Consider the following 26,565-nt stretch of genomic DNA (forward strand, 5'->3'; position numbering starts at 1 on the left):
GACAATCCGCGGAGGCAGAGCCTCGACACCTGATGGAGACAGTTATGAATAGGCGTGAACTTCTGATCACATCGTCGGCTGCGGCCGGTCTTCTGGCTCTCCCGCGCTTCGCATCGGCGGCAGTCGGCACGATCGACCTCTATAGCGGTTCGGATGCCAATATCGTCGACCTCTGGAACAACATCATCCGCCCTGCCTTCGAAAAGGCGCATCCCGAACTCCCGCTGAAGGTGACCGACGCCGGCGATAATAACGGCCTGCGCGCCATCGCCGACCGCGCGCTCGCAGCGCTGAAGACGAAGACCGATCCGCAGGCTGACCTTTTCGAGCAGTTCGATCCGCGTCTGCCGGCGGGCGGTATCGATGCCGGCCTCTGGGTGAAATTGTCGGCCGAAAACATCGAAGGCTACGACCACATCAATCCACTGGCCTTCGATACCCCCTACTCGCTTCCCTATCGCGGCTCGCAGGTCCTGCTCGCCTATGACAGGACCAAGCTCGACCCGAAGGATGCCCCAAAGAGCTGGGATCAGCTCACGACCTGGATCAACGCCCATCCGGGCCAGTTCATCTACAACAGACCCGACAAGGGCGGTTCGGGCAGCAACTTCGTTCGCCGCGCCATTCATGAGGTGAACGGACGCGATCCGAAGAAATTCAAAGTCGACAATTACACGGCGGATTACGGCACCGCGGCACTGACGCCAGCCTGGAAGCTGCTCAACGATCTCGCCCCTTCGCTCTACGACAAGGGCGCCTATACATCCGGCAACACCCAGTCGATCCAGCTGCTTGCCCAAGGTGTAGTCACCATGGTTCCTGTCTGGTCGGATCAGGTGCTGCAGGCGATCGTCCAGGGCGTTCTGCCCGAAACGACCGGCCTGGTGCAGCTTGGCGATCTCGCCCTTTGCGGCGGCTTCTCCAGCATCACCGTGTTCTCGAACGGCGCCAACAAGGATGCGGCGCTGAAGCTTGCCGCGTTCATGCTGACGAAGGAGATGCAGGAAGCGATCATTACCCAGATCGGCGGCTTCCCTGCCATCTCCTGGGGCCATATCTCCGACGATCTGCGCAAGAAATATGCCGACGTCATTCCATCGACCATCCCCACCTTCCCGAGCGGCGATTGGGAAAAGGCGATCAACGACGGCTGGTATCGCAACGTCGCGCCGGGCATCAGCCGCACCTGATGTCCGCCAATACCGCGCTGGCGGCACCGCGCCGTCACCAATCCATCGACAGGAGGAGCTTCCTCGGGCTCCTCCTCGTTGCGCTGCCGGTCTTCCTGGTTGGATGGCTGATCGTCTTCCCGATCTTTTCGGCGGTCGTAGGCACGATTTTGGTTCGAGGCCCTGAGGGCGCGACAGAGTTCTCGTTCGCCTCCTACCGCTTCTTCTTTTCCGATGGCTACAGCCTCGGCAATCTGTGGCTGACGCTCTGGACCACCGCCGTCTGCGGGATCCTGCTTCTGGCGATCGGTCTTCCGATCGCGCTTTACCTTCGCTTTTCGCAAGGGCGCCTTGCTGCCTACGTGCAGGCTCTTGCGATCTTCCCGATGTTCGTGCCGTCGATCATTCTTGCCTATGCGCTGATCAGGACCATCGGGCCGAACGGCACCGTCGACCTGTTGCTGAACGCCGTCGGCCTGCCCAAGCTGCGCACGCCCTATCTGACGCCGTGGGGACCGGTGATCGGCCTCGTCTGGGACAATCTTCCTTTGACGGTGCTGATGCTGACGGCCGGGCTCTCCTCGGTTTCGAACAGCGCCATCGAGGCCGCTCGCGACGTCGGCGCAGGGCCGCTTCGGGTCTTCGTCTCGATCATTCTGCCGCGCATGGGCAATTCCCTGCTGGCTACCGCTTCCTTTGCGGTGCTCGGCATCTTTTCCGCCTTCACCCTTCCCTATGTGCTCGGTCCGGCATCGCCTGAAATGATGGGGCCGTTCATGCAGCGCACCTTCGCCGGCATGAACGACCCGCTTGATGCCATGACCCAGGCCGTCATCACATTCGCCTTCTGCCTGGTCTTCGGCATCTTCTATATCCGGTCGATTGCCCGCAACCGGGAGGTCCGGCCATGAAAACAGCTAGACCGGGCATCGGCCTTCGCTTCGACTGGATCGGTATGCTCTTCGCATGCCTGCTGACGCTGTTCATCGCGCTGCCGCTGATCGTCGTCGGCACATGGGCCTTCACCGAGGTCTGGCGTTACCCGTCGGTAATCCCGCAGCAATTCGGCCTGCGTTTCTGGGGTCAGACGCTGGCGCGCTCGGATGTCTGGGATGCTCTCTTGCTCAGTCTGCGGCTGACCGCGACGGTGACCGTTCTTTCCGCCGTCATCTGCCTTCCCGCTGCCTATGCTTTCGCACGCATGCGCTTTCCCGGCAGAAATATCCTGTTCCTGTCGTTTCTCGCATCGCATGCCTTCCCGAAATTCGGCCTGCTTGTCGCCATTGCCGGCATCTTCCTGCAGCTCGGTCTTATCAGCACCTTCTGGGGCGTCGTGCTGATCCAGCTCGTCGGCACGCTGATGCTGATGATCTGGATTCCGGTCGCAGCCTTCCAGAACGTCGACCGGCGCATGGAAGAGGCAGCACGCGATGCCGGTGCTGCGCCGTTGCGCGTCTTCTGGTCGATCACGCTGCCGCAGGCCGCACCGACGATATCAGCCGCCCTGCTTCTGACCTTCGTCGGCACCTTCTACGAAACCGAAGGCGCCTGGCTGATTGGCACGCCTGAGATCCGCACCATGCCGGTGCTGATGATCAGCTTCATCAACAATCAGATCGTCGTGCAATACGGCGCCGTGCTCTCCGTCATGCTGTGGGTGCCGTCCTTCATCGCGCTGATGTTTGCGCGCCGCGTCATCGGCACCGGCGCGTTTGCGAGAGGTTTTGGCGCGTGAGAGGCGTCAATCGAGGAAAGGTTTGAGAATGGCACATCTAATGATCGAGGGCGTTTCGAAGCTGTTCGGGGCCACCTTTGCCGTTCGCGACTTTTCGCTCGAAGTGAGTGACGGCGAGCTCGTTTGCCTGCTCGGCCCCTCCGGCTCCGGCAAATCGACGCTCCTTAGAATGATCGGCGGCTTCGAGCGTCCGAGCGGCGGAACGATCCGCATCGACGGAAGGGATGTGACGAGCCTGCCGCCCGAGCGGCGCCCGACCGGCATGGTGTTTCAGAGCCATGCGCTCTGGACGCATATGGATGTCTTCAATAACATCGCCTTCGGTTTGAAGCTTCGCCGGCTGCCGAAATCCGAAATTCGTCAGCGTGTCGAGAATGCGCTCGATCTGGTCGGCCTTGCCGATTACGGGCGGCGGATGACGACGCAGCTGTCGGGCGGACAGCAGCAGCGCGTCGCCCTTGCCCGCTCGCTGGTGCTCGAGCCGAAGATCCTGCTGCTCGACGAACCCTTCGCCAGCCTTGACCAGCACCTGCGCGAAAGGCTGCGGGAAGAAGTGCGCGATATCCAGCAGCGCCTCGGCATCACGACGCTCTTCGTCACCCACGGCCAGGACGAGGCCTTGGCGCTGGCCGACCGCATCGTCGTCATGCGCGACGGACGCACCGAGCAGATCGCGCCGCCGAGCATCATCTACCGGCAGCCGCAGACGGCCTTCGTCGCCGGCTTCATCGGCTCGATGAATTTCGTCCAGAGCCACACCAGAAACGGCGCCTGCGAACATCCGCTCTTCCCGCTTGCGATCCCCATTGAGGATGGACCCGTGACGCTGGCCACCCGCCCGGAAGCGTTGACGATCCGGGCCTCGGACCGGTTGGATGCCGCGACGGTCCATCGCATCGTCGATTTCGGCACGCATAAGATGGTCGATGTCGATCTGGCCGACGGCAGCCGCTTGAAGGCGATGGTGACGCCGGACGATCGGCTTCGGACCGGAATGAAGGTCGAGCCGAGCTGCACCAGCTTTTTCGTCTACCGCAACAATGAACTCGTCCATCAATCGATGACGGCAAAGGGCGATGCGGAGCTTGGGCGGCTGTTGCCGGTCTAAATTACCCCTTCGTCGCGAAGCCTTCCTTGAGCCAGGGATACAATGACTTGCTGGCGGCGAGGATATCGCCCGGCCCGTCGACGGCGGCGCCGGAAAAACGGGTGACGATGCCGCCCGCCTCCTCGACCATCAGCGCCGAGGCGCCGAAATCATGGATCGACAGGCCGTCTTCGAAGAAACCGTCCAGCCGGCCGCAGGCGACATAGGCGATCGACAGCGCCGCCGAGCCGAGGCGGCGTACGCCTGCCGTATTGGCCATCAGCCGTTTGATGGCGTCGAAATAGGCTGCTTCGGCGACCGCCTTGACCTGACCCGGGATCGGCAGGCCGGCGCCGACAAGCACGTTCTCGATGTCGCCGACATCGGCGCAGCGGATGCGCTCACCGTCCAGATAGGCGCCGCCGCCGAGCTCGGCGCTGAACAACTCGTCCTGCATGGCGTCATAGACAACGCCGGCGACGAGCCTGCCGCCTTCGGCGATTGCGATCGTCATGCCGAAATGCGGGAGGCCCCAGGCATAATTGGTGGTGCCGTCGATCGGATCGATATAGATGATCGGCGTTTCCGGTCCTGCCGTGCGGTTGCCGACGGCTTCCTCGCCCTGAATGGCATAATCCGGAAAAGCTTTCGTCATCTCGTCGACGATGATCCGCTCGACGGCGACATCGATCTCGGTCTGATAGTCGCGCGGCGCCTTGGCAAGCATTTCGGCCGATGTTCGTCGCCGCAGCGAGCCGCGGGCGGTTTCCCCCGCCTTTATGACCGTTTCGGCAAGCACAACGAGGCGGGACGATGCGGTCGGGGAAAGACGCGCTGATATCGGGGAGGATGCCATGAGAAGGGTCCGGATTGCTGCTGAAATGACGGGGTGAACGACGAGGCTTCCATCCCTTCGCAGAGGCTGATGATGGTTTGATGAAGCTGTCCGCTGCCATTGCCGCCAAAACCTATGCAACGGTCGACGAGAACGCAGAGTTTGTTTGTGCGCGTCAGCATAATGGCGTCAAGCCGGTTATTTCAAGATCGTTTCAAGCTCGGAGACCGTAGGAAACGCCTTTCTGGTCCCGTGCCGAGAGACGGTGATGGCGGCAGCGGCAGCGGCATGCTCGATGGCCTGCCTGTCCAGCCGTCCCCCCCGCAGCCCACAGGATGCCAGCGCCACGGCCATAAACGTATCGCCCGCACCCGTCGTATCGGCCACATCGCAGGCTCGGGCGGGCACTTCGATGCTATCGTGCCGATTGACGAGCGTCGCGCCGTCGCTGCCGAGGGTCAGAACGATTTCGTGCAGGCCCCGGCTCAGAAGATATTCGGCCGCATCCCTGCCTGTCGTTCCCGTCAGGGCCTGTGCCTCACCCTTGTTGAGGAAGGCGATGTCGATCAACCCCCAAAGATCGGAGAAATAGGAACGCACCGGCGAGGGATTGAAGGCGGTGATCATGCCGATCGCTCTTGCCTGCTCCAGGATGTCGCGGGTTGCTTGATCGGACAGATTGCCCTGCAGCATCATCAGATCGCCTTGAGCCGCCGTCGACAGGCTTCGTGCGACATGGGACAGGGACAGGCTCTGTGCCGATTCCGTCGTCGTGACGATGGCATTTTCACCGCCCGGCAGCCGGAAGATGATCGAGACGTCGCTCGATGTATCTTCCATTTCGATCAGTTCGCTCTGAAGCGGTTCCTCGGCGAGGTAATGGCGGATCGTCTCGGCCCTCGCATCCCTGCCGACCGGCGCCACCAAGGTTGTCGGAACGCCGCAGCGGGCCATGACGACCGCCTGGTTCGTGCCCTTGCCACCGAGATCACTGCCACCGGCAATACCGAGGATGGAGGCGCCAATGACCGGCAGTTCGGAAACGGCGATGGTTTCGTCGATGGCGACATTACCGACTATGTAGGCGCGCATGCATCCGCTTTCGCAAGGCTGAAGCTAAAGATAAGGCGCATTGTGAAAATCGATCTCGAGCTGCATCGCCTGGCCGAAGATCGCGCTCAATCGCGCCATTTCATCCTCTTCCAGGGTTTTTCCTGCCATGTCGAGTTCATTTTTCAGCCATTGCGCCTGGGCGGCGAAATTAGGATCGACATGCAGGTCGACCCACTCCTTCAGCAGCGGATCGCTGATCGAGCGGGTAGCCGCTTCCTTCGACCAGGTCCAATACATCCACTCGGCCGCAAACATCGCCGCGACCGTGTCGAGGAAGCCGCCCTGGCGGGCGATCTCCAACATGCCGGCACGGAAGGCCTCGACCTCGGCGATGCCGGTGTCGAAGGATAAGGGATCAATGCCGCGGCTGGCGAAGGTGCGTTCGAAATAGGTGATCTGCTCGGTTGCCAGCGCGTCGAGAACTGCGATCAGCCAGCGCTTCTGCGGCATCGTCCTGGCGGTCGCCGCCGCATAAGCAAAGATCGAGATGGCGCTGTCGACGAAGGCGCCTTCGTAGACCAGATAGCGCTCGAAAGCCTCCTTGCTCAAGGCGTCGTTCTTCACGTCCTCGACGAAACGGTGGCCAAGCATCGTCCGGAAGACGGCGTCGTTCTCACGCAGAATGCGGTCGGAAAGGCTCTCCTCGCCCACGCTCAGCCCTCCAGTCCCGGTTCGGCCGCCGCCCGGAAGGCGCGCACCCGCTCGATATCGACGGGATTCCACCAGACGCCGCCATGTTTCAGCGATGAGGCGACGATGACGCCATTGGTGCGGCTTAGAATATCGACAATATTGTCCTTGTTGACGCCGGAGCCAACGAGCAGTGGCAGATGCGTCGCCGCGCCGATCTCCTCGATTTCCTCCATTGTTGCCGAATTGCCGGTTCGCTGGCCGGTGGCGATGACGCCGTCGGCATCGAAGAAGGCGAGGTCGCGCGTCAGTTCCTGGATCGAGCGGTCGGCGACGATGGCGTGGCTGCCGTGTTTGACGTGGCTGTCGGCAAAAACCTTGATGTGCTCGGCCCTGAGCAGCGAACGGTAGCGCATGGCTTCGGCGGCCCTGCCCTCCATGAAGCCTTCATTGGCAACATAGGCATTGGCCCACTGATTGACGCGGATGAATTTGGCGCCGCCGGCCATGGCGATGGCGAAGGCTGGAATCGGCGCATTGGCAAGGACGTTGACGCCGAGCGGGATACCGGCCGCGCGCGCGATCCGGTCGGTAACGACGGACATGAAACCCGTCGTCTCGGGGCCGATATCCTCCGGCTTCGAGAATGGTACGTCGCCGTGATTTTCGATGATCAGCCCATGCAGGCCGCCCTCCATACAGGCTTCGGCGTCGCGCATGCATGCGTCGTAGATCGCGTCCATCGCAGCAGCCCTGTAGCGGGGTGCGCCCGGGAAGGCCGGGCAATGGATCATGCCGATCAGAACCTTGTCCCTGCCGAAGATGTCCCTGACGGCGTTGGAGGGCCTGTCCGAAATTTCCTGCATGTCATTCCCTTCCAATTGCTGCCGCGTGCTGAATCACGCCTGGTTCTCGGTGAGCCAGCCGAGGATGTTTTTCCAGAGCCTGCCGTAGCCTTCCCATTCGCAGAAGGCAGGCGAGAGCCAGTGCGGGCCGATATCCGACGTCCAGGCCGCCGTCCGCCCAGTGCCGTGCGTCCCGACGACGAGCAGCGGATGACCGCCCTGATCTTCGGGCAGGCGCGCGATGACCTCGACATCCGTACGGTTGCGCACTTCGACCTCGTTGACGCCGAGCAGCACCGGCCAGGCGCCTTCGAGGCCCTGCATCGTCGGGTGCTCAGGCTTCACCACCTCGGCAACGGTTCCCTCGGGGATCTCGATGCGGTCGTCATAGGGCAGGCAGGTGACGGGCAGCGTGTCTTCGACAGGGGTGCGCCGCCAGCGCGCCTTGCCGTCGATGCCCTGGAAGGAGAAATAGCCGCCGACCATCAGCAGGCCGCCGCCCTTTTCCACCCACGCCTTCAGCAGCTTCAGCCGGTTCGGCACGGTGCGCGAATGCAGCCAGACATCCGGCGGCAGCAGCAGCGAATTGGCGCCGATATCGGAGAGAATGATGGCATCGTATGCGTCGAGCCCGGATATATCGAAGGGGAATTTCTCCACCGCCTCATGCGCCGGCATATAGGTGAGTTCGAAGGCGCTGCCGGCGAGCGCCTTGACCAGCGGTTCGGCGCCGAGATGGAAGGTGACGCTGCCGAACTGGTCGAAGCCTTTGTAATGCGTGGCGGAGCTGACCCAGCTCTCGCCGACAAGGAGGATTTTCTTTGTCATGACCATACCTGTGATCGATTGAATTGATGGAGCTAGGCTCCGGTTTGAAAGACGCGTCGCGGATTGCTGCGCATCATCTCGTCGAGAGTAGCCCCGTCGAGGCCGTGGCGCTGAAGACGGGGAAGGAAGTGGCGAAGGATATAGGCGTAGCCATTGCCGCCGTAATGCGTCAGCATCATCTTCAGAAAGACGTCGTGCGACAGAAGAATCCGGTCGAGATAACCGGCCTCGACGAGACGCACGATCGCACGCGCCGCCTCCTCGTCGCTTGGGCTCTGCACCTGCTGGTCGGCATAGAAGAAATCCATGCCGATCATGTCGTATTCGATAAAGGCGCCGCGCTCCGCCAGCTCGCTCTGATAGGCAATGTCGTCATGCGACGGGTTCATGTGGCAAAGGACGGTGTGGCTGAGATCCGCACCCTCTTCGGCCACCACGTCGAGCACGCGATGGCCAAGACGGAACCAGCCCGGCAGATGCACCATCAGGGGAAGTCCGGTCAGCACCTGCGCCTGGGCAGCACCGCGCAGCGATTTTTCTTCCTCGGAGGTGAAATCCGAGGAGACGCCGATCTCGCCGATCAGGCCGATCCTGACACCGGTGCCATCGACGCCTTCCCTCGCCTCGCGGACGATTTCGCGCGCGATGTCCTCGACGCTCATCGCCGCGACGCCTTCCGGGTGCGAGGAGCCGAGGTAATATCCCGCCCCCATCACGATGTTGAGGCCCGAAGCCTTCGAAATACGCTGGAGCGCCAGTGGATCGCGGCCGATGCCCTTGCAGGTCGGCTCCACCACCGTGCGGCCGCCGGCGCCGGCGAAATCCTTAAGTTCGGCCACCGCCAGATGTTCGTCGTCGAGGGTGATATTGTGTTTGTTGACGAAGGGATCCTGCCGGAGTTCGCCGAGGATCTCCATGCAGACGAAGCTTTCGGCCAGATATTGCCGCTCCGGCGTCTTCGGCGCGTGCCACCAGCAGCGGCAGTCGTTGAGGATGTGCTCGTGCATCAGCGTCACGCCGAGCGCATCCGCCGAAATCGGACCGGTGACGGTCATCACCTTGCCGGATCGGACATGCGCTTCCGACAAGCTCTCTGCTGGCTGTTTACTCATCGCCTCATCCTTTCCTGCCCATTCCGAAACGGAAATTGGCGGTGAAGATGCGGGTGTTCAGCCAGATGGCGACGAGAATGATGGCGCCGGTGACGATCTGGGTGAAGAACGGCGATATGTGCATCAGGATCAGGCCGTTGCCGATGACGGCGATGGTAAGCGTGCCGAGCACAGTGCCGAGGATGGTGCCGCGCCCGCCCATCAGCGACGTTCCGCCGAGAACGACGGCGGCAATCACCTGCAACTCGAAACCGACGGCGGCATTGGACGAGCCGGAGCCGAGCCGGGCGGCGATCAGCAGGCCGGCGACCGCGCAGGCGATGCCGGAGATGATGTAGACCGAGGCGATGATCCATTTGGCGGGCATGCCGACACGCCGCGCCGCTTCCATGTTGGAGCCGACCGCCACGACCTGCCGGCCGTATTTCGTCGCTGTGATGATCACATAGCCGAGAATGGCGATGATCAGGGCGATGATTGCGGGGATAGGGAAGCTCAGGATTTCGCCCCGGCCGAGCGCGAAGAAGCCCGGCGCATCCTTGATCGGGATGGAATAGCCCTGGGTCAGATAGAGCGCCAGGCCGCGCAGGATCGACAGGCCGGCAAGCGTGACGATGAAGGCCGGAATGCCCTGATAGGCGACAAACCAGCCCTGAACCAGCCCCATGAAGGCGCCGAGCAGCAGCATGCCGATGACCACGGACGGCCAGGGAATCCCCATCGCCATGACGATTGCCGCAACCGCATTGACGAGGGCGACCTGCGAGCCGACCGACAGATCGATACCGCCGGTGATGATGACGAAGGTCATGGCGATGGCGACGATCAGGATGGGGGCGGCCTGCCGCACAATGTTCAGGATGTTGCCGAGCGTGAAGAAGGTCTCGCTGCCGATCGAGAAGAAGATCATGCAAGCCAGGAAGAAGATGCCGATCGACAGCACCTGCGCATGTTCGCCGAAGAAATCGGCGGCCCGAGATCCGTGGCCGCGTTCCGTGTAAGCCGTCATTGCCTGGCTCCTTCACCGACGATCAAATGGACGAGATCCTCGAGGTTGGTGCTGCCGATCTGCCGCTCGGCCACCTTGGTGCCCTCATACATCACCGCAATGCGGTCGCAGACCCGGAAGAGATCCTGCAGCCGGTGGGTGATAAGGATCACCGAGACCCCGTTCGCCTTGACGCGGTTGATCAATGCGAGAACTGCTTCGACCTCGGCAACGGCAAGTGCCGATGTCGGTTCATCCATGATCAGCACCTTCGGCTTGAAGGAGGCCGCGCGCGCAATGGCGATCGCCTGACGCTGTCCGCCGGAGAGCTGGGCGACCTTGCCGGTCAGTCTCGGGATGCGGATTTCCAGCGAATCCAGCATCTTGCGAGCTTCGGACAGCATTGTCCTTGTGTCGAGAAATGGGCCGCGGCTGAGTTCGCGGCCGAGGAAGAGATTGCCGACGACATCGATGTGGTCGCAGAGGCTGAGATCCTGGAACACCATTTCGATGTTTCTACCGCGCGCATCCGCGGGGCCGGTGAAGCGGACCTCCTCGCCTTCCATGGTGATCGTGCCGGCATCGGGAATGTAGGTTCCCGAGATGATTTTCGTCAGCGTCGATTTGCCGGCGGCGTTATCGCCGACGAGGCCCAGGCATTCGCCGGGGAAGATGTCGAGGTCGACGCCGCGCAGCGCCTGATGCGAGCCGAAGGACTTGCGGATACCGCGCAGCGAGATGCGCGGATCGGATCGGGTGCCGCCGGATGTTCCGGTTCCGGAAGGCGCGAGCCCTCCGGAACCGGCGGCAGCGATGTGATGCTGTCCGCTTTCGATCATTTGAAGACGGCCCGGTACGGCTCGACATTCTCCTTGGTCACGATGGTGATCGGCACCGAGATCGTCTTGGTGACGGCCTCGCCGGCCGAGGCCTTCACCAGCGCGTCGACGGCGGCACCACCCATCGCGGCCGGATCCTGCTGGACAACGGCGACGACGAAGCCGGCATCGATGCCGGCAATGGCTTCGGCCGTCAGATCCCAGCCGAATACCTTGATCTTATCCTGCTTGCCCTGGCTCTGGACAGCGGCGATCGCCCCCATCAGCGCCGGCTCGCCGGTGGCGTAGATCGCCGTCAGGTCGGGATTGGCGGTGATCAGGTTCTCAGCCGCCGCAAGGGCGTTGTCCTGGATGTTCTGGCCATCGACGACACCGGCCATCTCGATGCCGTCGACGCCTTTTAGGGTCTTCTCGAAGCCGTCCTGGCGGATGTTCTGGATGAACGAGTTCAATGCGCCGACAACGCCGAGTTTGGCCTTGCCGCCCATGTTCGCCTTGACGTAGTCGAGAAAGTACTTGCCCATGTCGGCGCCGGCTGCGGCGTTGTCGACGCCGATCTGCGCCTTCTGCGGACCATCCGGCAGGATGGCGTCGATGGCAACGACAGGAATGCCGGCGTCGGCCGCCTGCTTGACCGCCGGCATGATGCCGTTGACGTCGATCGCCACGACGGCAAGACCGGAGACCTTTTCCTGGACGTAGGTTTCGATCGCGCTGTTTTGCGCAGTCGTCTCGTTGTTGGCGTTGAAGATTACCAGTTTGACACCGGCGGCGTCGGCCGCCTTCTGGGCGCCCTCATTCATCTGGTTGAAGAAAAGCGCCTGCTGGTTGATCTGCACCAGTGCGACGGTCTTCTTTTCCTGCGCCTGGGCGCCGGACAGGCCGATAAAGGTCAATGCGGTGAAGCCGGCGGCTGCGATCATCGTTCGTCTTGTCAAATTCAATGTCATGTTCTCATCCTCTTTTGGTTTTCTGACGTTGCTGTTTTTTATTTCGCGGGCGGCGCAACGGAGTTCCGCACCACGATTTCGACAGGCACCAGTTCCTCCGAAGCGGATGGTTTCCACTCGTGCCAATTGGTTTCCAGAAGCAACTCCAGCGACCGCCGGCCGATCTGGCGCACCGGCTGGCGGATCGCCGTCAGCGGCGGCGCAAAAAGATGAAGCGGACCGACATCATCGAAGCCGATGACCGAGATGTCAGCAGGGATCGAGACGCCCCGGCTTCCGAAGACCTCGACCAGGCCGATGGCGATCTCGTCGGAACTGGCGAAAATCGCCGTCGCCTTTCGCTCTCCCGAGAGATATTCGAGCGCGGCCGCACGGCCGTATTCGATCGTATATTCGCCGGCATAGCGATCGGCCCGGGCCTCGCTGCCATGCCGTTCCCTAAGTGCCTTTAACAGACCGTCATAACGCCTGCGGGCGCTGATCATGCGCTCGTCGCCGCCGATGAACAGGACATGCCGGTGGCCTTGTGCGGCCAAGTGCTGCCCAGCGAGATAACCGCCTTGCTCATTGTCGCAGAACAGCTTCGGCGCTTTCGAATCGGGGATATCCTCATCGACGATGATGACCTTGCCGGTGCCGTTGATGAGGGCGGCAAGCGCGCCGTCGTCGGGGTGGTTGGTGACGAAGATCAGGCCGTCGACGTGATTGCGCTCGATCAGCTGCAGATATTCGATCTCGCGCCCCGGCCGGTTGAGCGTGGCATGCAGCGAGACGGCGAGCTTCTTTTCGTCGGCTGCCTGCTCGACGGCGGCGACGAGGGTCGCGAAGAAAGGATTGGCGATGTCGGGAACGACGAGGCCGATCGTGTCAGAACGCCCCCTGCTTAGGCGGCGCGCATGCGGGTTCGGCCGGTAATTCAGCGTCTTGATCGCGTCTTCGATGCGCTTCTTGGTCTGAAAGGGCAGGTCGAGGCTGCCGTTGACGAAACGGGACACGGTGGTGACCGAGACGCCGGCGGCGGCCGCCACATCCTTCAAGCTCGGTGTCGTCCCCTTGGCCATTGATTAGACCCATTGTAAAGCGGTTTAGTAAAGCGCTTTACAAGACAATATCGATTGCTCGTCTTTGTCAACAGCGATGAATCTGCGGGACGTATTTTCTATGAGCCGATCGAAGCTCGATCGGACGGCTGAGGCACTCGTCGGGACGCGCTTGTGGCGCAGCCAGCCGCGGGGGATGTTTCCGAGACCTGGCTCGACGCCGTCGCCCCGGTGCGATTTATGACAAGTCCGACCGGCAGGTTGCTTGGCTGCCTCTATATGACGTGGTCTGTCGACGCATCGAAGAGATGGATCTGGGCCGGATCGATCGAAAGCCCGATCTTGTCTCCTGCTTTCACCCTGTCGCGGCGCGTCTCGACGATCGTCAGTTCCGGCTGGGTCTCCGCGACGATGAAGGTCGATGAGCCGGTCGATTCGACGAAGGCGATCGGCACATCGAAACTGCCATGCCCGGGCTCGACGACGCCGATATGTTCCGGCCGGATGCCGGCGACGAGTTTGCGTCCGGGCTCGATGGCGCGGGCGAGCGCAAGCGTCTGCTTCACGGCGCCGAAATCCAGGATCAGGCTCTTGCCGTCTTCGGCGCCGATCGCCGGAATGAAATTCATAGCCGGCGATCCGATAAATCCTGCGACGAACCGGTTCACAGGCCGGTCGTAGAGGTCCAGCGGCGCGCCTTGCTGTTCGATGATGCCGTCGCGCATCACCACCACATGGTCGGCCATCGTCATCGCTTCGACCTGGTCGTGCGTCACGTAGACGAAGGTTGCATTCAGCCGGTCGTGCAGCGCCCGGATTTCCTTGCGCATGTGGACGCGTAGCGCCGCATCGAGATTGGACAGCGGCTCGTCGAACAGGAAGGCCTTCGGATGGCGGATGATGGCGCGGCTCATGGCGACGCGCTGGCGCTGGCCGCCGGACAGTTCGCGCGGATAGCGCTTCAGCAGATGCGACAGACCTGTCGTTGCCGCCACGTCCTCGGCGGCCTTCTTGGCCTCGGCCTTGGCAATGCCGCGGATGCGCAGGCTGTAGGTCAGATTTTCTTCGACCGTCATATGCGGATAGAGCGCATAGGACTGGAACACCATGGCGACGTCTCGCTTGCGCGGCGGCACGCCGTTCATCAGCTCGCCGGCGATCCTCAAATCGCCGGTCGAGATGCTTTCGAGGCCGGCGAGCGAGCGCAGCAGCGTGGACTTGCCGCAGCCCGAAGGGCCGACGAGCGCGACGAAAGTTCCCTTGGCAATCGACAGGTCGATGTTCTTCAGGGCGTGGAAGGCGCCGTAATATTTATTGACGCCTCTGAGCTCGATCTGCGTGGTCATTTGAGGGCTCCAGAGGTGAGGCCGGATACGATGCGGCGCTGCAAGAGAACGAAGATGGCAAGGATCGGCGTCACATACATCGTGGCGTAGGCCATGATGTTGTTCCACTCGTTTGTGTTCGGCCCCATGAAGGAATTGAGACCGACGCTGGCCGGCTGAAGGTCTACCGCCTGAATCATCGACTTCGAATAGACGAATTCGCCGAAGGCCTGCATGAAGATCAGGATGGCGCTGACGAGAATGCCGTTGCGGGCGAGCGGCAGCACGATGTTGAAGAAGGCCCCGACGCGCGAATTGCCATCTACGAGGGCCGCCTCCTCCAGTTCCTGGGGAACGCCCATGAAGGTGGCGCGAACCAGGATGACGAAGAAGGGCATGCTCTTGGCCGCGACCGCGATGACGACGGCGAGCCGCGGATAAGACAGCATGCCGATCTGCGAGAAGCCGACGAAAATCGGCGTGATCATCAGCGATGCCGGCAGGACCTGCAGCATCAGGATCAGGAATAGGCCGATATCCACCCAGACGTTGCGGTATCTGGCGAGCACATAGGCGCAGCCGACGCCCAGCAGCGCGATGAGCGCCATGGAGCCGAGAGCGATGACCAGCGAGTTCCAGAGATAGCGGCCCATGTCGCGGCTTTCCCAGACAGTGGTATAGGTGCCCCATTGCGGGGCGGTCGGCCAGAAGCTCGGTGGCGTCGCAAACATCTCCGAGCCGCTTTTGAGCGCAGTGATGTACATCCAGTAGAGCGGGAAGAGATAGATCGCCGCCATGACGATCGAGATTGCCAGCATCAGCCGGTCGCGGTTCGTCGTCATCATCCGCGCACCTCGTGGCGTGTGGACCGGACGTAGACGACGGACGCGAACATGACGAAGACGATCATGATGACGGAGATCGTCGCGCCCTTGGCGAAGTCGTATTGCCGGAAGGAGAGATCCCAGGCCCAGTATTGCGTGACGTTCGACGAATTGTTCGGCCCGCCCGAGGTGATGGCGGCAAACAGATCGAACTGCTGCAGGGTGAAGATCAGACCGAGCGAGATGATGGCGCCGATGGTCGAGCGCATCATCGGCAGCGTGATCGTCCAGAACCGCTGCCAGACATTGGCGCCGTCGAGTTCGGCCGCTTCGAAGAGATCGGCCGGAATGCCGGCAAGGCCGACGGAAAGCAGGATCATGTTGAAGGAGGTGCCGAGCCAAACATTGGCGATGATCACCGCATAGAGCGAAAAATGCGGGTCCGAGCGCCAGAAGATGTTGCCGGAGATGATGCCGCTTTCTTTGAGGATGAAATTCAGCACGCCGAAATCACCGGAGAGAATCCAGTTCCAGATGGCGCCGACGACGAGGCCGGGCATCACCCAGGAGACGAGGAACAGGCCGCGCATCCATGAGGCGCCGGGAAAATTGACCCAGAAGAACAGCGCCAGGCCGAAGCCGATCAGGAATTGTCCGGCGATCGAGCCGGTGACGAAGATGACGGTGTTATAGAGGATCGGCAGCGTTTCCGGCTGCGCGAAGAGGTCGGTATAATTCTTGAAGCCGACGAAAGGACGCGAGAAGGTCCCGAGGCTGAACATGTCGACCTCCTGGAAACTCATCACCACATTGTAGATCAGCGGCAGGCCCGCCATCAGGAACAGAAAGCCGAGCGGGAAAGCGACGAGCACGATATCGAAACCGCGGCCGTCCCTGACGCTCATCAGGATCCTCTTCATGCGTCCTCCGATGTTCCGAACGGGGCCGCCTGGCGCATGATGCGGAAGACGGCCCCTGCCGGGAGGAAAGAGTTGGATGGCATTTGCCATCGGTGGATGATTTTGGTCTCCTCTTCTCTCCAGCGGAGAGAAGAGGGAGCAAGGAGCCAACCCGGCTCTTTGCTTTCGCTTCAGCTACGCCGAACCGCTCCTTAGCCCAGAACTGCCTTGATCTTGTCGGCTGCCTGGTCGAGTGCGTCCTTCGGGCTCATCTGGCCGGTCAACGCCGCCTGGATGGCGTCCTGGATCGCCTTGGAGATCTTCGGCCATTGCGGATGCGGGCCGCGCGGCTTGGCATATTTCAGCTGTTCGAGGAACACCTTGAGGGCGGCATCCTTCAGCGGCTGGCCGGTCTCCGGGATCGAGATGTCGGAACGGGCCGGAAGCTGGCCGAAATTCTTGAACATCTTGTCGTCCTGCGAGGCGAAATATTCGAGCGCCTTGAAGGCTTCTGCCGGATGTTTGCTGGTGGCAAAGATCGCCCAGTTGAAATCGCCCATGGCCGAGGAACGTTCAGCCCCTTCCTTTGGAACCGGAAGCAGGGTGACGCCCCAGTCGAATTTCGCTTCCTGCGTCATGCGGTCGAGTTCCCAGGGACCCGAGATCACCATTGCCGCATTGCCGGAGTTGAAGGTGCCTGTGGAATCCCACTGGCCGCGTGTCAGCGTGTCGGGAGAAGCGAGCTTCTCGTCCATGATCGTCTTCCAGATCCCGAGCGCCTTCACCGCGCCGTCGGCATTGATATGCTGGTAGCTGCCGCCGCCCATCTGGGCCCAGGGAAGGAACTGGAAGGTGCCCTCCTCATTGGCCTTGGCCGAGAAGGCCAGACCATAGACGTTCTTGGCTGGGTCGGTCAGCTTGCGCGCATCCTCGACCAGTTCGTCCCAGGTCTGCGGAGGCTTGCTCGGGTCGAGGCCCTTGGCCTTGAACATGTCCTTGTTGTAGTAGAGCGCGATCGTGTTCGTCGCCTTCGGCACGCCAAAATACTTGCCGTCCCATTCCACAGACTTCAGCGGTCCGGGGAAATAATTATCCGGCTTGATGACGGTCGACTTGGCGATCATGTCGGTCAGGTCGAGGAAGGCGCCGCGCGACGAGAACAGCGCATGCTCCGGATTGTCGACGGCGATGATATCGGGCGCCTGGCCGGTGGCGTAGGCGCGCATCGCCTCGGTGACGACGTCGTCGAACTGGATCAGCCGATACTCGATCTTGATGCCGTTGTTCTGGGCGTTGAACTCCTTGACGAGGTTCGGCGCCGGCTGGGTGTCCTTATCCAGCGACCAGAGCGTCAGGGTGACGTCCTCGGCCTTGGCCGAAAGGCCAAACAGCGAGACGCCTGCAAGCGCCAGAGCGCCGAGAATTGCATATTTACGGATAGCCATGGTTCTCCTCCTTTGTGGTTATCCCCGTTTCCGGCAATTCCTCCTTGCCGGCAACGATATCATCAGACCGGGTCGGCGACGAATTCGCCGCCCCGGGCATGCTTGAGGTGGTTCAGCGCAAAGACCTGGCCGGTCATTTCAAGCGCGTCGCGATAGACCGGGTCATGCCAGCCTTCGATATCGATCGAACCGGACCAGCCGGCCAGGCGCAGCTCGGAAATGATGTCGGTCCAGTTGCTGTCGCCGAAGCCCGGCGTGCGCATGAAGACGAATTTCTCCTTGCCGAATATCCCGTGTTCCTTGATGACCTCCCAGCGGATGGTCGCGTCCTTGCCATGGACGTGGAAGAACTTGTGCGCCCATTTGCGGATCTGCGGCAACGGGTCGATCAGATAGACCATCTGATGGCACGGTTCCCATTCCAGCCCGATATTGTCGTCCGGGGTCTCGTTGAACATCAATTCCCAGGCATCGGGATTGTGGGCGATGTTCCAGTCGCCGCTTGCCCAGTTGCCGTCCATGGCGCAATTCTCGAAGGCGATCTTGATGCCCTTGTCGGCGGCGCGTTTGGCGAGTTCGCTCCAGATCTGCTTGTAGCGAGCCAGGCTGTCGGTCAGCGGCTTGCCGCGGATGCGGCCGGTGAAGCCGGCAACGCAAGATGCGCCGAAATGATGGGCATTGTCGATGCAGTCTTTCCAGCCCTGCAGTGTCTCCAGGTCGATTGCGGTCTCTTCCAGCGGATTGCCGAACATGCCGAGCGTCGAGATGGTGATGTCGCGGTCGCCGATCGCATCGAGGCAGCGTTTGCCGAGCTCGGAAAGGTCCTGACCTTTGGTCGTCTGCCAGAAGAAGGGTTCGAAGCTTTCAAAGCCCATGTCGGCGATCTCGCCGATGCGCTGGGCGGTATCGCCCTTGTTGCCGCTGACCATGGTGCCGATGCGAATGGATTTTGCAGGGTTGCTCACGTCACTTGATCCTATGCTGAAATTTCGATGCGCTTGCCCGTCTTGGCGCTTTCTATCGCACCGAAGACCATGGCGAGGCTTCTGATATTGTCGGAATTGACCGTTTCGGGCTGTTTGCCGGTGCGGATCGCCGCGATGAAGTCGGCGATGACGCTGGCGTGGCCATGGGTTTCCTCGTCATGCTCCGGACCGGGAACGTTTACGGAAACAGCGCCATGCAAAAGGCCGGGCTCCTGCCCAGCAACAGTCGCCTTGAAGTTCTCCTCGCCGTCCCAAGTGAGCATGCCCTTCGAGCCGACGAGACGCCACTGGCTTTCCCAGCTGGTGCGCTCACCCTCGGCGCACCAGGAGCCGCGATAGGTGAAGACGATGTCGTCGGAAAATTCGAAGATGGCATTGGCCGAGGCGCCGTGCCGGTACCACGAACCCTTCGGATTGCGCTCGACGCAATAGACGGCGAGCGGCTTCCTGTCGGCGACGTAACGAGCGGCATCGAAGGTGTGGATCGCCATGTCGAGAAGCAGGACATTGTCCATTTCCTCGCGGAAGCCGCCGAAATGCGGCGCCAGGAAGAAGTCGCAATGGATGCCGGTGAGCTCGCCGAGCGCGCCGCTGTCGACGAAGCGACGCAGGCGCCTGATGCCCGAGATGAAACGGCGGTTTTGGATGACCGCATGAATGCGGCCGCTCTCCGCGGCGAGATCGATTAGCGCAGCCCCCTCGGCGAGCGAGGCGGCCATCGGCTTTTCGCTGAGCACATGGCAGCCGGCCTTGAGCGCCGTCGAAACGACATCGTAACGCGCAGCTGGAATGACAATGTCGAAGACCAGATCGGCCTTGGTGGCGGCGATGACCTCAGACAGGTCCGAGCCGATCACAGCGCCCTTAAGGCCGAACTCGGCGGCGAGCTTTTCCGCCGTCTCCCGGTTGAGGTCGACGAGGCCGACGATGGTGACGGATTCGGCCAGCTGAGGGTTGGAAGCGATGGCGCGCAACCAACCTTTGGACATAGCTCCGCACCCGCACAGAATGGCACTAAATTTCACGATATCCTCCAGGGAATGGTGCCAACTCTCCGCGTGACACGCACTCCGTAAACGTTTACGAATGTTGGCGGAAACACTTTGCGATGTCAATAGACGTCAAATGCGAAATTTCGGACCCGGATCCGAATGGATCTAAATCAGAGAAGGAGAGCAGGATGTCTTCCGAAAACCGCGCACAGTTTTCGGCATCACGCGTCCGGGGAAATCAACGGCCATGAAGGGCATTCGCCAGCTTGCCGAACACTTGGATATTTCGATCGGCACGGTCTCCCGGGCGCTGAATGGCAAGCCCGACGTCAACGATGAAACGCGGCGGCGCGTGCTGGCGGCAGCCGAGGAATTCGGCTACGTCGCCAACCAGTCGGGACGGAGTCTCAGACAGGGAGAGACGAAGGTGATCGGGCTGATGATCGAATCCAGCATGGAGACGGTCGAAAATGCCGACAACTTCTTCCTCGGCGTCACCAGCGGCTTACAGAGCGTCTTTGCCCGCCACAAGCTCGACCTTATCATGCTGCCCTGCCCCAGTGATGAGGATCCGCATGAATATCTGCAGCGCATGGTGGCGCGGCGCATCGTCGACGCGATGATCATCTCGGAAACCCACCGCATCGACCGGCGCATCGACCTTCTCTCGCGCGCGAAGATCCCCTTTGTCGCGCTCGGACGCAGCCTTTCGGCAAGCAATTCCGCATGGATCGATCTCGATTTCGAAGGTGTCGCCAACCGTGCCGTCGAACGGCTGATCGCGCGCGGCCATCGCCGGATAGCGATCACCGCGCCGTCGAGTGAGGTCAATCTCGGATATATCTTTCTCGATGGTTATCGCCGCGCGCTCGAACGGCACGATATTCCTTTCGATCCGTCGCTCGTCATTCGTGTCAAATCGAGCGAACAGGGGGGCTATCAGGCAGCCAACGAACTGCTTCTGCTCGAAGAGCGGCCGACGGCCGTCATCCTGATTTATGAGTTGATGGCGATCGGTCTTTACCGCCGCTTGATGGAATCGGGCGTCATGCCGGGCCGCGACCTGGCGGTGATCGGCTTCCGTGACGCCCCGCGCGCCAGGTTCCTGCAGCCGTCGCTCAGCTGTTTCCGCATGTCGCTTTACGATCTCGGCGTCGAACTCGGCCGGATGCTTCTCGCCAACATGCCAGCCTATCAAGATTTCTATCCAGGCGACGGTCGCAACATCATCTGGCCCCTGGAACTGATAGTGGGCGAAAGTGACCTGTTCGATCCCAGAACAGGCGAAAAGGAATTCGAGCCCGAGCGGTTGATCTTCGACAACAAGACCGTCGAGTCCTGATGGCATTCGTTCTTGATACCGTATCGGTTCCGCCGCGCGAGCTGAGTGGCCGCCAGCGACGCCTCATGCGCTGGCCGTGAAGAACCGGTTCTTCGGCCGCGGCAAGCCGAGATGCTCGCGCAGGGTCGTGCCATCGTATTCGCTGCGGAACAAGCCTCGGCGCTGAAGTTCCGGAACCAGTTGTTCTGTGACGTCAAGGAGACCCTGCGGCAAATAGGGGAAGACGATATTGAAACCGTCCGAGCCTTCCTCCTCCAACCAGCGTTCCATCTCGTCGGCGATGCTTGCCGGTGTGCCGACGAAGGCAAGGCCGGCATAGCCGCCATGTCGCTGCGCCAACTGGCGCACGGTCAGCTTCTCCTCGGCGGCAAGCTTCAATACCTGGGCACGGCCGGTCTTGCTGGCATTGGTGTCGGGAATATCGGCCGGTAGCGGCGCATCCGGATCGAAGCCGGAAGCGTCATGGCCGAGCGCGATAGAAAGCGAGGCGATGGCGCTGTCGTAATGCACCAGACTGTCGAGGGTGGCGCGTTTGGCACGGGCCTCCTCGATACTGTCACCGACGATGACGAAGGCGGCGGGCAGGATCTTCAGATGGTCGCGGTTGCGGCCGATCGTTTCCATGCGTCCCTTGATATCGGCATAGAGCGCCTTGCCGGCGGCAAGATCGCGCGGCGAACAGAAGACCATCTCGGCGGTCTCGGCGGCGAGCTGGCGGCCGGGATCGGACTGGCCGGCCTGGACGATGACAGGCCAGCCCTGCGGCGGGCGGGCAATATTAAGCGGCCCGCGGACGCTGAGCTCCTCCCCCTTGTGGTCGAGCACATGCATCTTCTCCGGATCGAAGAACAGGCCGCTTTCCCGGTCGCGGATGAAAGCATCGTCGGCGAAGCTGTCCCAGAGCCCGGTGACGACATCATAGAATTCGCGGGCACGATGATAACGCTCGCCATGCTCCATATGTTCGTCGAGGCCGAAATTGAGAGCGGCATCGGGGTTCGACGTCGTAACGATGTTCCAGCCGGCACGGCCGCCACTGATATGATCGAGCGAGGCGAAACGCCGGGCGATATGATAAGGCTCGTCGAAGGTGGTGGAGGCAGTAGCAACGAGGCCGATGCGCTCCGTCACCGCCGCCAGCGCGGACAACAGCGTGAAGGGCTCGAAAGAGGTGACGGTGTGGCTGCGCCTGAGCGCCTCGACCGGCATATTGAGTACGGCAAGATGATCGGCCATGAAGAAGGCGTCGAATTTCGCCCGTTCCAGCGCCTGCGCGAATGACTTCAGATGGGCGAAATTGAAGTTGGCGTCAGGATAGGAGCCGGGATAGCGCCACGCGCCGGTATGCAGGCTGACGGGGCGCATGAAGGCGCCGAGGCGCAACTGCCGTGAACGGGTCATGATTTTCCTCATGGATCGGGCAAGGCGGCCGCCTGCCCCGCTTTGGGCGTTCTTTGTGGCACCGCTGCGGCGACGCATCGGATATCGGTTACGTAGGAGGTCGACGAGTTCAAATCGAGGCCGGCCGGCGTAATTTCCTGCCGGAATTTCAGTGCTTTCATGGCCGCGTTTTCGCGCAACCGCCGCATTCGAAACACTAATCGCGGCGGCCGGAAGCTGATAAGCAAACACTTTTTATTTTTGATTGCTTCTATAGAATTTGTGCTCTTATCTCGACGCGCGATTTCTTTCACCGATAGGCTCGTCAGAATTGGAGACATCGATGAACACCGTCCTGAGGAAAGCAGACCAGATCCGGCCCGTGGCCGCCCGTATCGGCAGCGACGAGGAAGCGATCGCCACCGCCCGCAAGCTGGCGGCGCAATTTGCCGCGCGCGCCGCCGAGCGCGATAGCGACCGGCTCCTGCCATTCGCCGAACTCGATCTCCTCGCGCAGTCCGGCCTCCTGGCGATCACCGTGCCGGCGCAATATGGCGGGCTCGACGTCTCCAACGCCGTGCTTGCCGAGATCACCGCGATCCTGTCGGAGGCGGACAGTTCGATCGGCCAGATCCCGCAGAACCATTTCTATATTCTCGAGGCGCTCAGAACCGACGGCGGCGAGGAGCAGCAGCGTTATTTCTTCGGCCGGGTACTGGCCGGCGACCGTTTCGGCAATGCGCTTTCCGAGCGCGGCACCAAGACGGTAGGCCATTACAACACGCGCATCACCCGCGACGGTCCGGGTTACCGGATCAACGGCCGCAAATTCTATTCCACAGGCGTCCTTTTCGCCGACTGGATCACCGTCTTTGCGCTCGATGCGAAGGATCGGCTGACCATGGCCTTCGTGCCGAAGGGCACTGAAGGCATCGAGATCGTCGATGATTGGGACGGCTTTGGCCAACGCACCACCGGCAGCGGCACGACGATCCTCGACAATGTCTATGTCAACGCCGATTCCGTCGTGTTCCATCACAAGGGCTTCGAGCGGCCGACGACCATCGGCTCCGTCGGTCAGATCATCCATGCCGGCGTCGATCTCGGCATTGCAAGGGCGGCCTTTGCCGAAACGCTGGAGTTCGTCAGGACGAAATCGCGCCCCTGGATGGATAGTGGTCTCGATCGCGCTTCCGACGATCCGCTGACGATCGCCAGGGTCGGCCAGATTGCCATCCGGCTCGAAGCCGCGACCGCCCTTGTCGAACGTGCGGGCCACAAGGTCGATGCCGCACAGGTCGAGACGACGGAGAAAAACGTGGTCGAGGCGACGCTTGCGGTTGCCGCCGCCAAGGTGCTGACGACCGAGGTGGCGATCGAGGCTTCGAATACGCTCTTCGAACTTGCCGGAACCTCGTCTGTGCAGGCAGGCCTCAATCTCGACCGCCACTGGCGCAATGCCCGCACTCATACGCTGCATGATCCCGTGCGCTGGAAATACCATGTCGTCGGCAACTACCATCTGAACGGCGTGACGCCGCCGAAGAACGGCGCGCTCTGAAATTTTCGTTGCTGCCAAACGAAACCCCACCGCCGGTGCCGGCAGTGGGGTTTTTCATTTTCGAGGACAGCGTAGCCGCCTCAGCTATAGAGGCTGACTTCGGGTATCCGGTCGTTCAGCACGAATTCACCAACTTCCTTGGCCTTGTAGAAGACCGGGTCGTGCAGCGTATGGGTGCGGACATTGCGCCAGAACCGGTCGAAGCGGTATTTGTCCGCCGTCGAGCGCGCGCCCGTAAGTTCGAAGACGCGTGAGGTGATGTCGAGCGAGACATGGGTGGCATGGACCTTGGCAGCATAGGCTTCCGCGGCCGCCTCGCCGCGCTGGCGCGCCGTCACATCGCGGCCGCGGGCAAGACCTGCCTGCACGGCTGATGCAGCGCTATCGGCAAGGGCCGCCGAGGCCTTCAGCGCCGCGGTGAATTCGCCGACACGTTCGAGGATATAGGGATCGTCTGCTGCCCGCTCGACGCCTGAGGTGATCCACGGCCGGGTCGTGGTTCTGACGTAGTCGACCGCCGCCTGCAGCGCGCCTTCGGCGGTGCCGAGATAAAAGTTGACGAAGACCAACTGAATGAGCGGCGTATTGAAGGTCGACAGCACCGGCGGCACCACATCGGCTGCAGCGGGCGCACCGACGAAATCCTCTTCGTTGACGGGGAAGTCTTGAAACTCGACGCTGCCGCTGTCGGACAGGCGTTGACCAATATTGTCCCAGTCGTCATTGGCGACATAGCCTGGGCGGTTGGTCGGCACGGCGAAACCGGCGATCTTGTCATCGAGCGTCGCGTTGGCGTTGATATAGTCGGAGACCCGCGCCGCCGTGGAGAAGGATTTGCGGCCGTTCAGCACATAGCCGTTGCCGCGGCGGGTCAGCACCAGCCCGGGGTCGCGCGGGTTGACGGCCGCGCCCCAATAGAGGTTCTTCGCCACCGTCTCGCTGCCGAGCGCCTGGGCGCGCGCCGCATCGAGTGCCCAGTAGATATACTGGCTATTGACATAGTGGTAGCCGAGCAACTGGCCGATCGAGCTCTCGCCACGGGCGATAATGCGTACCAGCCTCAGCCCGTCGACCCAATCGAGGCCGCCGCCGCCGATCTCTATCGGATGCAGCGCGTTGAGCAGGCCGGCATTCTTCAACTTGACGATCTCGGCAAGCGGCGGACGGCCGTCGCGGTCGAGTTCGGCGGCACGCTGGGAAAGATCGGCCGAGATCGTCTCGGCACGGGCAAAGAGGTCTTCTCGCGTCGGGTTGCGGGGCGCCGCGAAGACGACATTGGACAGGCTCATGGGCAGAACTCCAATTTTCCAAAGGGATGTTCCGGCGGGAGCCGTAAGCTCTCCGCCGGAAGGATCAAGTGAAACGCCTCAGAACAGCTTGTCCGGGATCCAGCTGGCGGTTGCCGCATCGCTGGTGCTGAAGGCGGGCACCTTTTCGGCCAGCTCTTCGATCGTCTTGACGCCGGCGGCGCGCAGGCTCTCCTGGGTCAGCAGCGTCGGCTTCACGGTAATCTGGTGGGGAACCGTCTGGCCGGCGATTTCGAGAGCGGCGGCGCGGATCGAGACGGCGCCGACCACGGCCGGATTGGTGGCGACGGTGGCAATCCACGGGCTGCCTTCCTCGGTGATTTCCTGAATATCGGCCGTCGACACATCGGCCGAATAGATCTTGAGCTTGCTTGATATGCCGAGGTCGTTGGCGGCGAGTTTTACGCCGCGGGCGAATTCGTCATAGGGGGCAAAGACCACCGATATATCGGGATTGGCGGTGAGCGCGGCCTTCGCCTGGTCGGCGGTCGAGGTTGCCGTCGTGTCGCTGACATTGCCGAATCGGGCCTTTTCGACCACGCCTTTGTTGTCCGACTTGAACTTGTCCCAGACTTCGTTGCGGCGGTCGAGCGGCGCAAAGCCCGCGACATAGACGTAACCGGCGTTGAAACTGTTGCCGTTATCCTTGACCACCTGCGCAAGCGCCAGCGAGGCAAGCTCGTGGTCGCTTTGCTCCACCTGCGGGATTTTGGGGTTGTTGAGGTTGACGTCGAAGGCGACGACCTTGATGCCCTTGTCGAGCGCCTGCTGCACGACGTCGCCAAGCGATTCCGGCAGGCCGTGGTCGATGACGATGCCGGAGACGCCGAGATTGATCGCCTGCAGGATCTGCTCGCGCTGCTCGGCGGCATCCTGGCGCCCGGGGAAGATGCGCAGGTCGATATCCAGGGCCTTGGCCTGGGCCTCGGCGCCCGCCTGATAGGCCTGGAAGAAATCGCCGGCCGAGATGTAGCTGATCAACGCTATCCTGACGCCACCCTTGTCGAAGGGAGCCGGTGCACCGGACAAGCCGTCTGCCTTTGCGCCTTGAATGAAAATGAACGGAATGACGGCGGCAGACAGTGCGAGCCGTGCGAGGGATTTCATCGTCGCGTTCCTTTTAACAAAAAGAGGCGTCGTCTGACAGGCAGCACCCCGCGACGCGTGAAGTTATTAGATATAATCTCTATGTTTTTAGTAGATTAAATGATCCGATTTTGCGGGCTACGAGAGATTCTTTGTTTCCCGGGCAGTGTCCGCCGGGGAAAGGCGTGCCTGGAATTCGACCGCCCGAACGAGGCACACTCCTGATACAAACGCAGCCCCGGATCTT

The 26,565-nt window shown here is 61.7% G+C and carries 26 protein-coding genes; 6 read left to right on the forward strand and 20 right to left on the reverse strand.

All coding sequences use genetic code 11. The annotated features are described in order from the left end of the window. The first annotated feature begins 44 nt into the window (after nucleotides 1-44). The 4 genes from GR197_RS15275 to GR197_RS15290 are packed head-to-tail and all read left to right on the forward strand — an operon-like array spanning nucleotide 45 to nucleotide 4,012. Nucleotides 45-1,190 (forward strand): extracellular solute-binding protein, encoded by a 1,146-nt coding sequence (locus GR197_RS15275; RefSeq protein ID WP_164010946.1) that lies wholly within the window; start codon nucleotides 45-47, stop codon nucleotides 1,188-1,190. Beyond that, nucleotides 1,190-2,080: an ABC transporter permease gene (locus GR197_RS15280; RefSeq protein ID WP_164010948.1), complete on the forward strand. Its 891-nt coding sequence runs from the start codon at nucleotides 1,190-1,192 to the stop codon at nucleotides 2,078-2,080. Before GR197_RS15275 ends, GR197_RS15280 begins: the two co-directional genes overlap by 1 nt. Beyond that, nucleotides 2,077-2,904 (forward strand): ABC transporter permease, encoded by an 828-nt coding sequence (locus GR197_RS15285; RefSeq protein ID WP_164010950.1) that lies wholly within the window; start codon nucleotides 2,077-2,079, stop codon nucleotides 2,902-2,904. Before GR197_RS15280 ends, GR197_RS15285 begins: the two co-directional genes overlap by 4 nt. 28 nt (nucleotides 2,905-2,932) lie before the next feature. Continuing rightward, a complete protein-coding gene (locus GR197_RS15290) occupies nucleotides 2,933-4,012 on the forward strand; it encodes an ABC transporter ATP-binding protein (RefSeq protein ID WP_164010952.1) in 1,080 nt (359 codons plus the stop codon). Nucleotide 4,013: 1 nt separating this feature from the next. On the opposite strand, the gene GR197_RS15295 is transcribed toward GR197_RS15290, so the two are convergent. The 16 genes from GR197_RS15295 to GR197_RS15370 all read right to left on the reverse strand — a co-directional run bounded on the left by GR197_RS15295 (nucleotide 4,014) and on the right by GR197_RS15370 (nucleotide 19,675). Next, nucleotides 4,014-4,847: an inositol monophosphatase family protein gene (locus GR197_RS15295; protein ID WP_164010953.1), complete on the reverse strand. Its 834-nt coding sequence runs from the start codon at nucleotides 4,845-4,847 to the stop codon at nucleotides 4,014-4,016. Between the two features lie 177 nt (nucleotides 4,848-5,024). After that, entirely contained in the window at nucleotides 5,025-5,918 is an 894-nt protein-coding gene (locus GR197_RS15300) for a ribokinase (protein ID WP_164010956.1), read from the reverse strand. 24 nt (nucleotides 5,919-5,942) lie between these two features. Then, entirely contained in the window at nucleotides 5,943-6,590 is a 648-nt protein-coding gene (locus GR197_RS15305) for a TenA family protein (RefSeq protein ID WP_164010959.1), read from the reverse strand. Between the two features lie 2 nt (nucleotides 6,591-6,592). Continuing rightward, complete coding sequence (locus GR197_RS15310) at nucleotides 6,593-7,435, reverse strand: BtpA/SgcQ family protein (RefSeq protein ID WP_164010961.1); 843 nt, start codon at nucleotides 7,433-7,435, stop codon at nucleotides 6,593-6,595. Nucleotides 7,436-7,468: 33 nt separating this feature from the next. Further along, on the reverse strand, nucleotides 7,469-8,242 hold the full coding sequence (locus GR197_RS15315) for a glutamine amidotransferase (protein ID WP_164010963.1): 774 nt from the start codon (nucleotides 8,240-8,242) through the stop codon (nucleotides 7,469-7,471). Between the two features lie 32 nt (nucleotides 8,243-8,274). Beyond that, nucleotides 8,275-9,354 carry a phosphotriesterase family protein gene (locus GR197_RS15320; protein WP_164010965.1) on the reverse strand — a complete coding sequence of 360 codons (1,080 nt, stop codon included), beginning with the start codon at nucleotides 9,352-9,354 and terminating at the stop codon, nucleotides 8,275-8,277. Between the two features lie 4 nt (nucleotides 9,355-9,358). Continuing rightward, nucleotides 9,359-10,363: an ABC transporter permease gene (locus GR197_RS15325; protein WP_164010967.1), complete on the reverse strand. Its 1,005-nt coding sequence runs from the start codon at nucleotides 10,361-10,363 to the stop codon at nucleotides 9,359-9,361. Further along, nucleotides 10,360-11,181 (reverse strand): ATP-binding cassette domain-containing protein, encoded by an 822-nt coding sequence (locus tag GR197_RS15330; RefSeq protein ID WP_164010969.1) that lies wholly within the window; start codon nucleotides 11,179-11,181, stop codon nucleotides 10,360-10,362. The genes GR197_RS15325 and GR197_RS15330 overlap by 4 nt, the downstream gene beginning before the upstream one ends. After that, nucleotides 11,178-12,131 carry an ABC transporter substrate-binding protein gene (locus tag GR197_RS15335; RefSeq protein ID WP_164010972.1) on the reverse strand — a complete coding sequence of 318 codons (954 nt, stop codon included), beginning with the start codon at nucleotides 12,129-12,131 and terminating at the stop codon, nucleotides 11,178-11,180. Before GR197_RS15335 ends, GR197_RS15330 begins: the two co-directional genes overlap by 4 nt. A 38-nt stretch (nucleotides 12,132-12,169) precedes the next feature. Continuing rightward, nucleotides 12,170-13,192: a LacI family DNA-binding transcriptional regulator gene (locus tag GR197_RS15340; RefSeq protein ID WP_164010974.1), complete on the reverse strand. Its 1,023-nt coding sequence runs from the start codon at nucleotides 13,190-13,192 to the stop codon at nucleotides 12,170-12,172. A 254-nt stretch (nucleotides 13,193-13,446) separates the two neighbouring features. Beyond that, on the reverse strand, nucleotides 13,447-14,517 hold the full coding sequence (locus GR197_RS15345) for an ABC transporter ATP-binding protein (protein WP_164010976.1): 1,071 nt from the start codon (nucleotides 14,515-14,517) through the stop codon (nucleotides 13,447-13,449). Then, nucleotides 14,514-15,341, reverse strand: a complete 828-nt coding sequence (locus GR197_RS15350; protein ID WP_164010978.1) for a carbohydrate ABC transporter permease — start codon at nucleotides 15,339-15,341, stop codon at nucleotides 14,514-14,516. The genes GR197_RS15345 and GR197_RS15350 overlap by 4 nt, the downstream gene beginning before the upstream one ends. Beyond that, a complete protein-coding gene (locus GR197_RS15355) occupies nucleotides 15,338-16,240 on the reverse strand; it encodes a carbohydrate ABC transporter permease (RefSeq protein WP_164010980.1) in 903 nt (300 codons plus the stop codon). Before GR197_RS15355 ends, GR197_RS15350 begins: the two co-directional genes overlap by 4 nt. A 191-nt stretch (nucleotides 16,241-16,431) precedes the next feature. After that, entirely contained in the window at nucleotides 16,432-17,664 is a 1,233-nt protein-coding gene (locus GR197_RS15360) for an ABC transporter substrate-binding protein (RefSeq protein ID WP_164010982.1), read from the reverse strand. Between the two features lie 62 nt (nucleotides 17,665-17,726). Then, entirely contained in the window at nucleotides 17,727-18,629 is a 903-nt protein-coding gene (locus GR197_RS15365) for a TIM barrel protein (RefSeq protein ID WP_164010984.1), read from the reverse strand. An 11-nt stretch (nucleotides 18,630-18,640) separates the two neighbouring features. Further along, a complete protein-coding gene (locus GR197_RS15370; protein ID WP_164010986.1) occupies nucleotides 18,641-19,675 on the reverse strand; it encodes a Gfo/Idh/MocA family oxidoreductase in 1,035 nt (344 codons plus the stop codon). A gap of 214 nt (nucleotides 19,676-19,889) precedes the next feature. Between GR197_RS15370 and GR197_RS15375 the strand changes: the two genes are divergently transcribed. Then, nucleotides 19,890-20,984, forward strand: coding sequence for a substrate-binding domain-containing protein (locus tag GR197_RS15375; protein ID WP_164010988.1), 1,095 nt, complete (start codon nucleotides 19,890-19,892; stop codon nucleotides 20,982-20,984). A gap of 63 nt (nucleotides 20,985-21,047) precedes the next feature. Here the strand turns inward: GR197_RS15375 and GR197_RS15380 are convergent, their stop codons facing one another. Beyond that, entirely contained in the window at nucleotides 21,048-22,385 is a 1,338-nt protein-coding gene (locus GR197_RS15380; RefSeq protein ID WP_164010989.1) for an LLM class flavin-dependent oxidoreductase, read from the reverse strand. 8 nt (nucleotides 22,386-22,393) lie between these two features. Next, entirely contained in the window at nucleotides 22,394-22,678 is a 285-nt protein-coding gene (locus GR197_RS15385) for a hypothetical protein (RefSeq protein WP_164010881.1), read from the reverse strand. Between the two features lie 29 nt (nucleotides 22,679-22,707). On the opposite strand from GR197_RS15385, the gene GR197_RS15390 reads away from it, so the two are divergent. Beyond that, complete coding sequence (locus GR197_RS15390) at nucleotides 22,708-23,925, forward strand: SfnB family sulfur acquisition oxidoreductase (protein ID WP_164010991.1); 1,218 nt, start codon at nucleotides 22,708-22,710, stop codon at nucleotides 23,923-23,925. 80 nt (nucleotides 23,926-24,005) lie between these two features. On the opposite strand, the gene GR197_RS15395 is transcribed toward GR197_RS15390, so the two are convergent. Together GR197_RS15395 and GR197_RS15400 are read right to left on the reverse strand one after the other, a co-directional pair. Next, a complete protein-coding gene (locus GR197_RS15395) occupies nucleotides 24,006-25,214 on the reverse strand; it encodes an acyl-CoA dehydrogenase family protein (RefSeq protein ID WP_164010993.1) in 1,209 nt (402 codons plus the stop codon). A 78-nt stretch (nucleotides 25,215-25,292) separates the two neighbouring features. After that, on the reverse strand, nucleotides 25,293-26,339 hold the full coding sequence (locus tag GR197_RS15400; RefSeq protein ID WP_164010995.1) for a substrate-binding domain-containing protein: 1,047 nt from the start codon (nucleotides 26,337-26,339) through the stop codon (nucleotides 25,293-25,295). Nucleotides 26,340-26,565 lie beyond the last annotated feature (226 nt).

The organism is Rhizobium phaseoli (genome assembly GCF_010668805.1).
Lineage (GTDB): Bacteria > Pseudomonadota > Alphaproteobacteria > Rhizobiales > Rhizobiaceae > Rhizobium > Rhizobium phaseoli_A.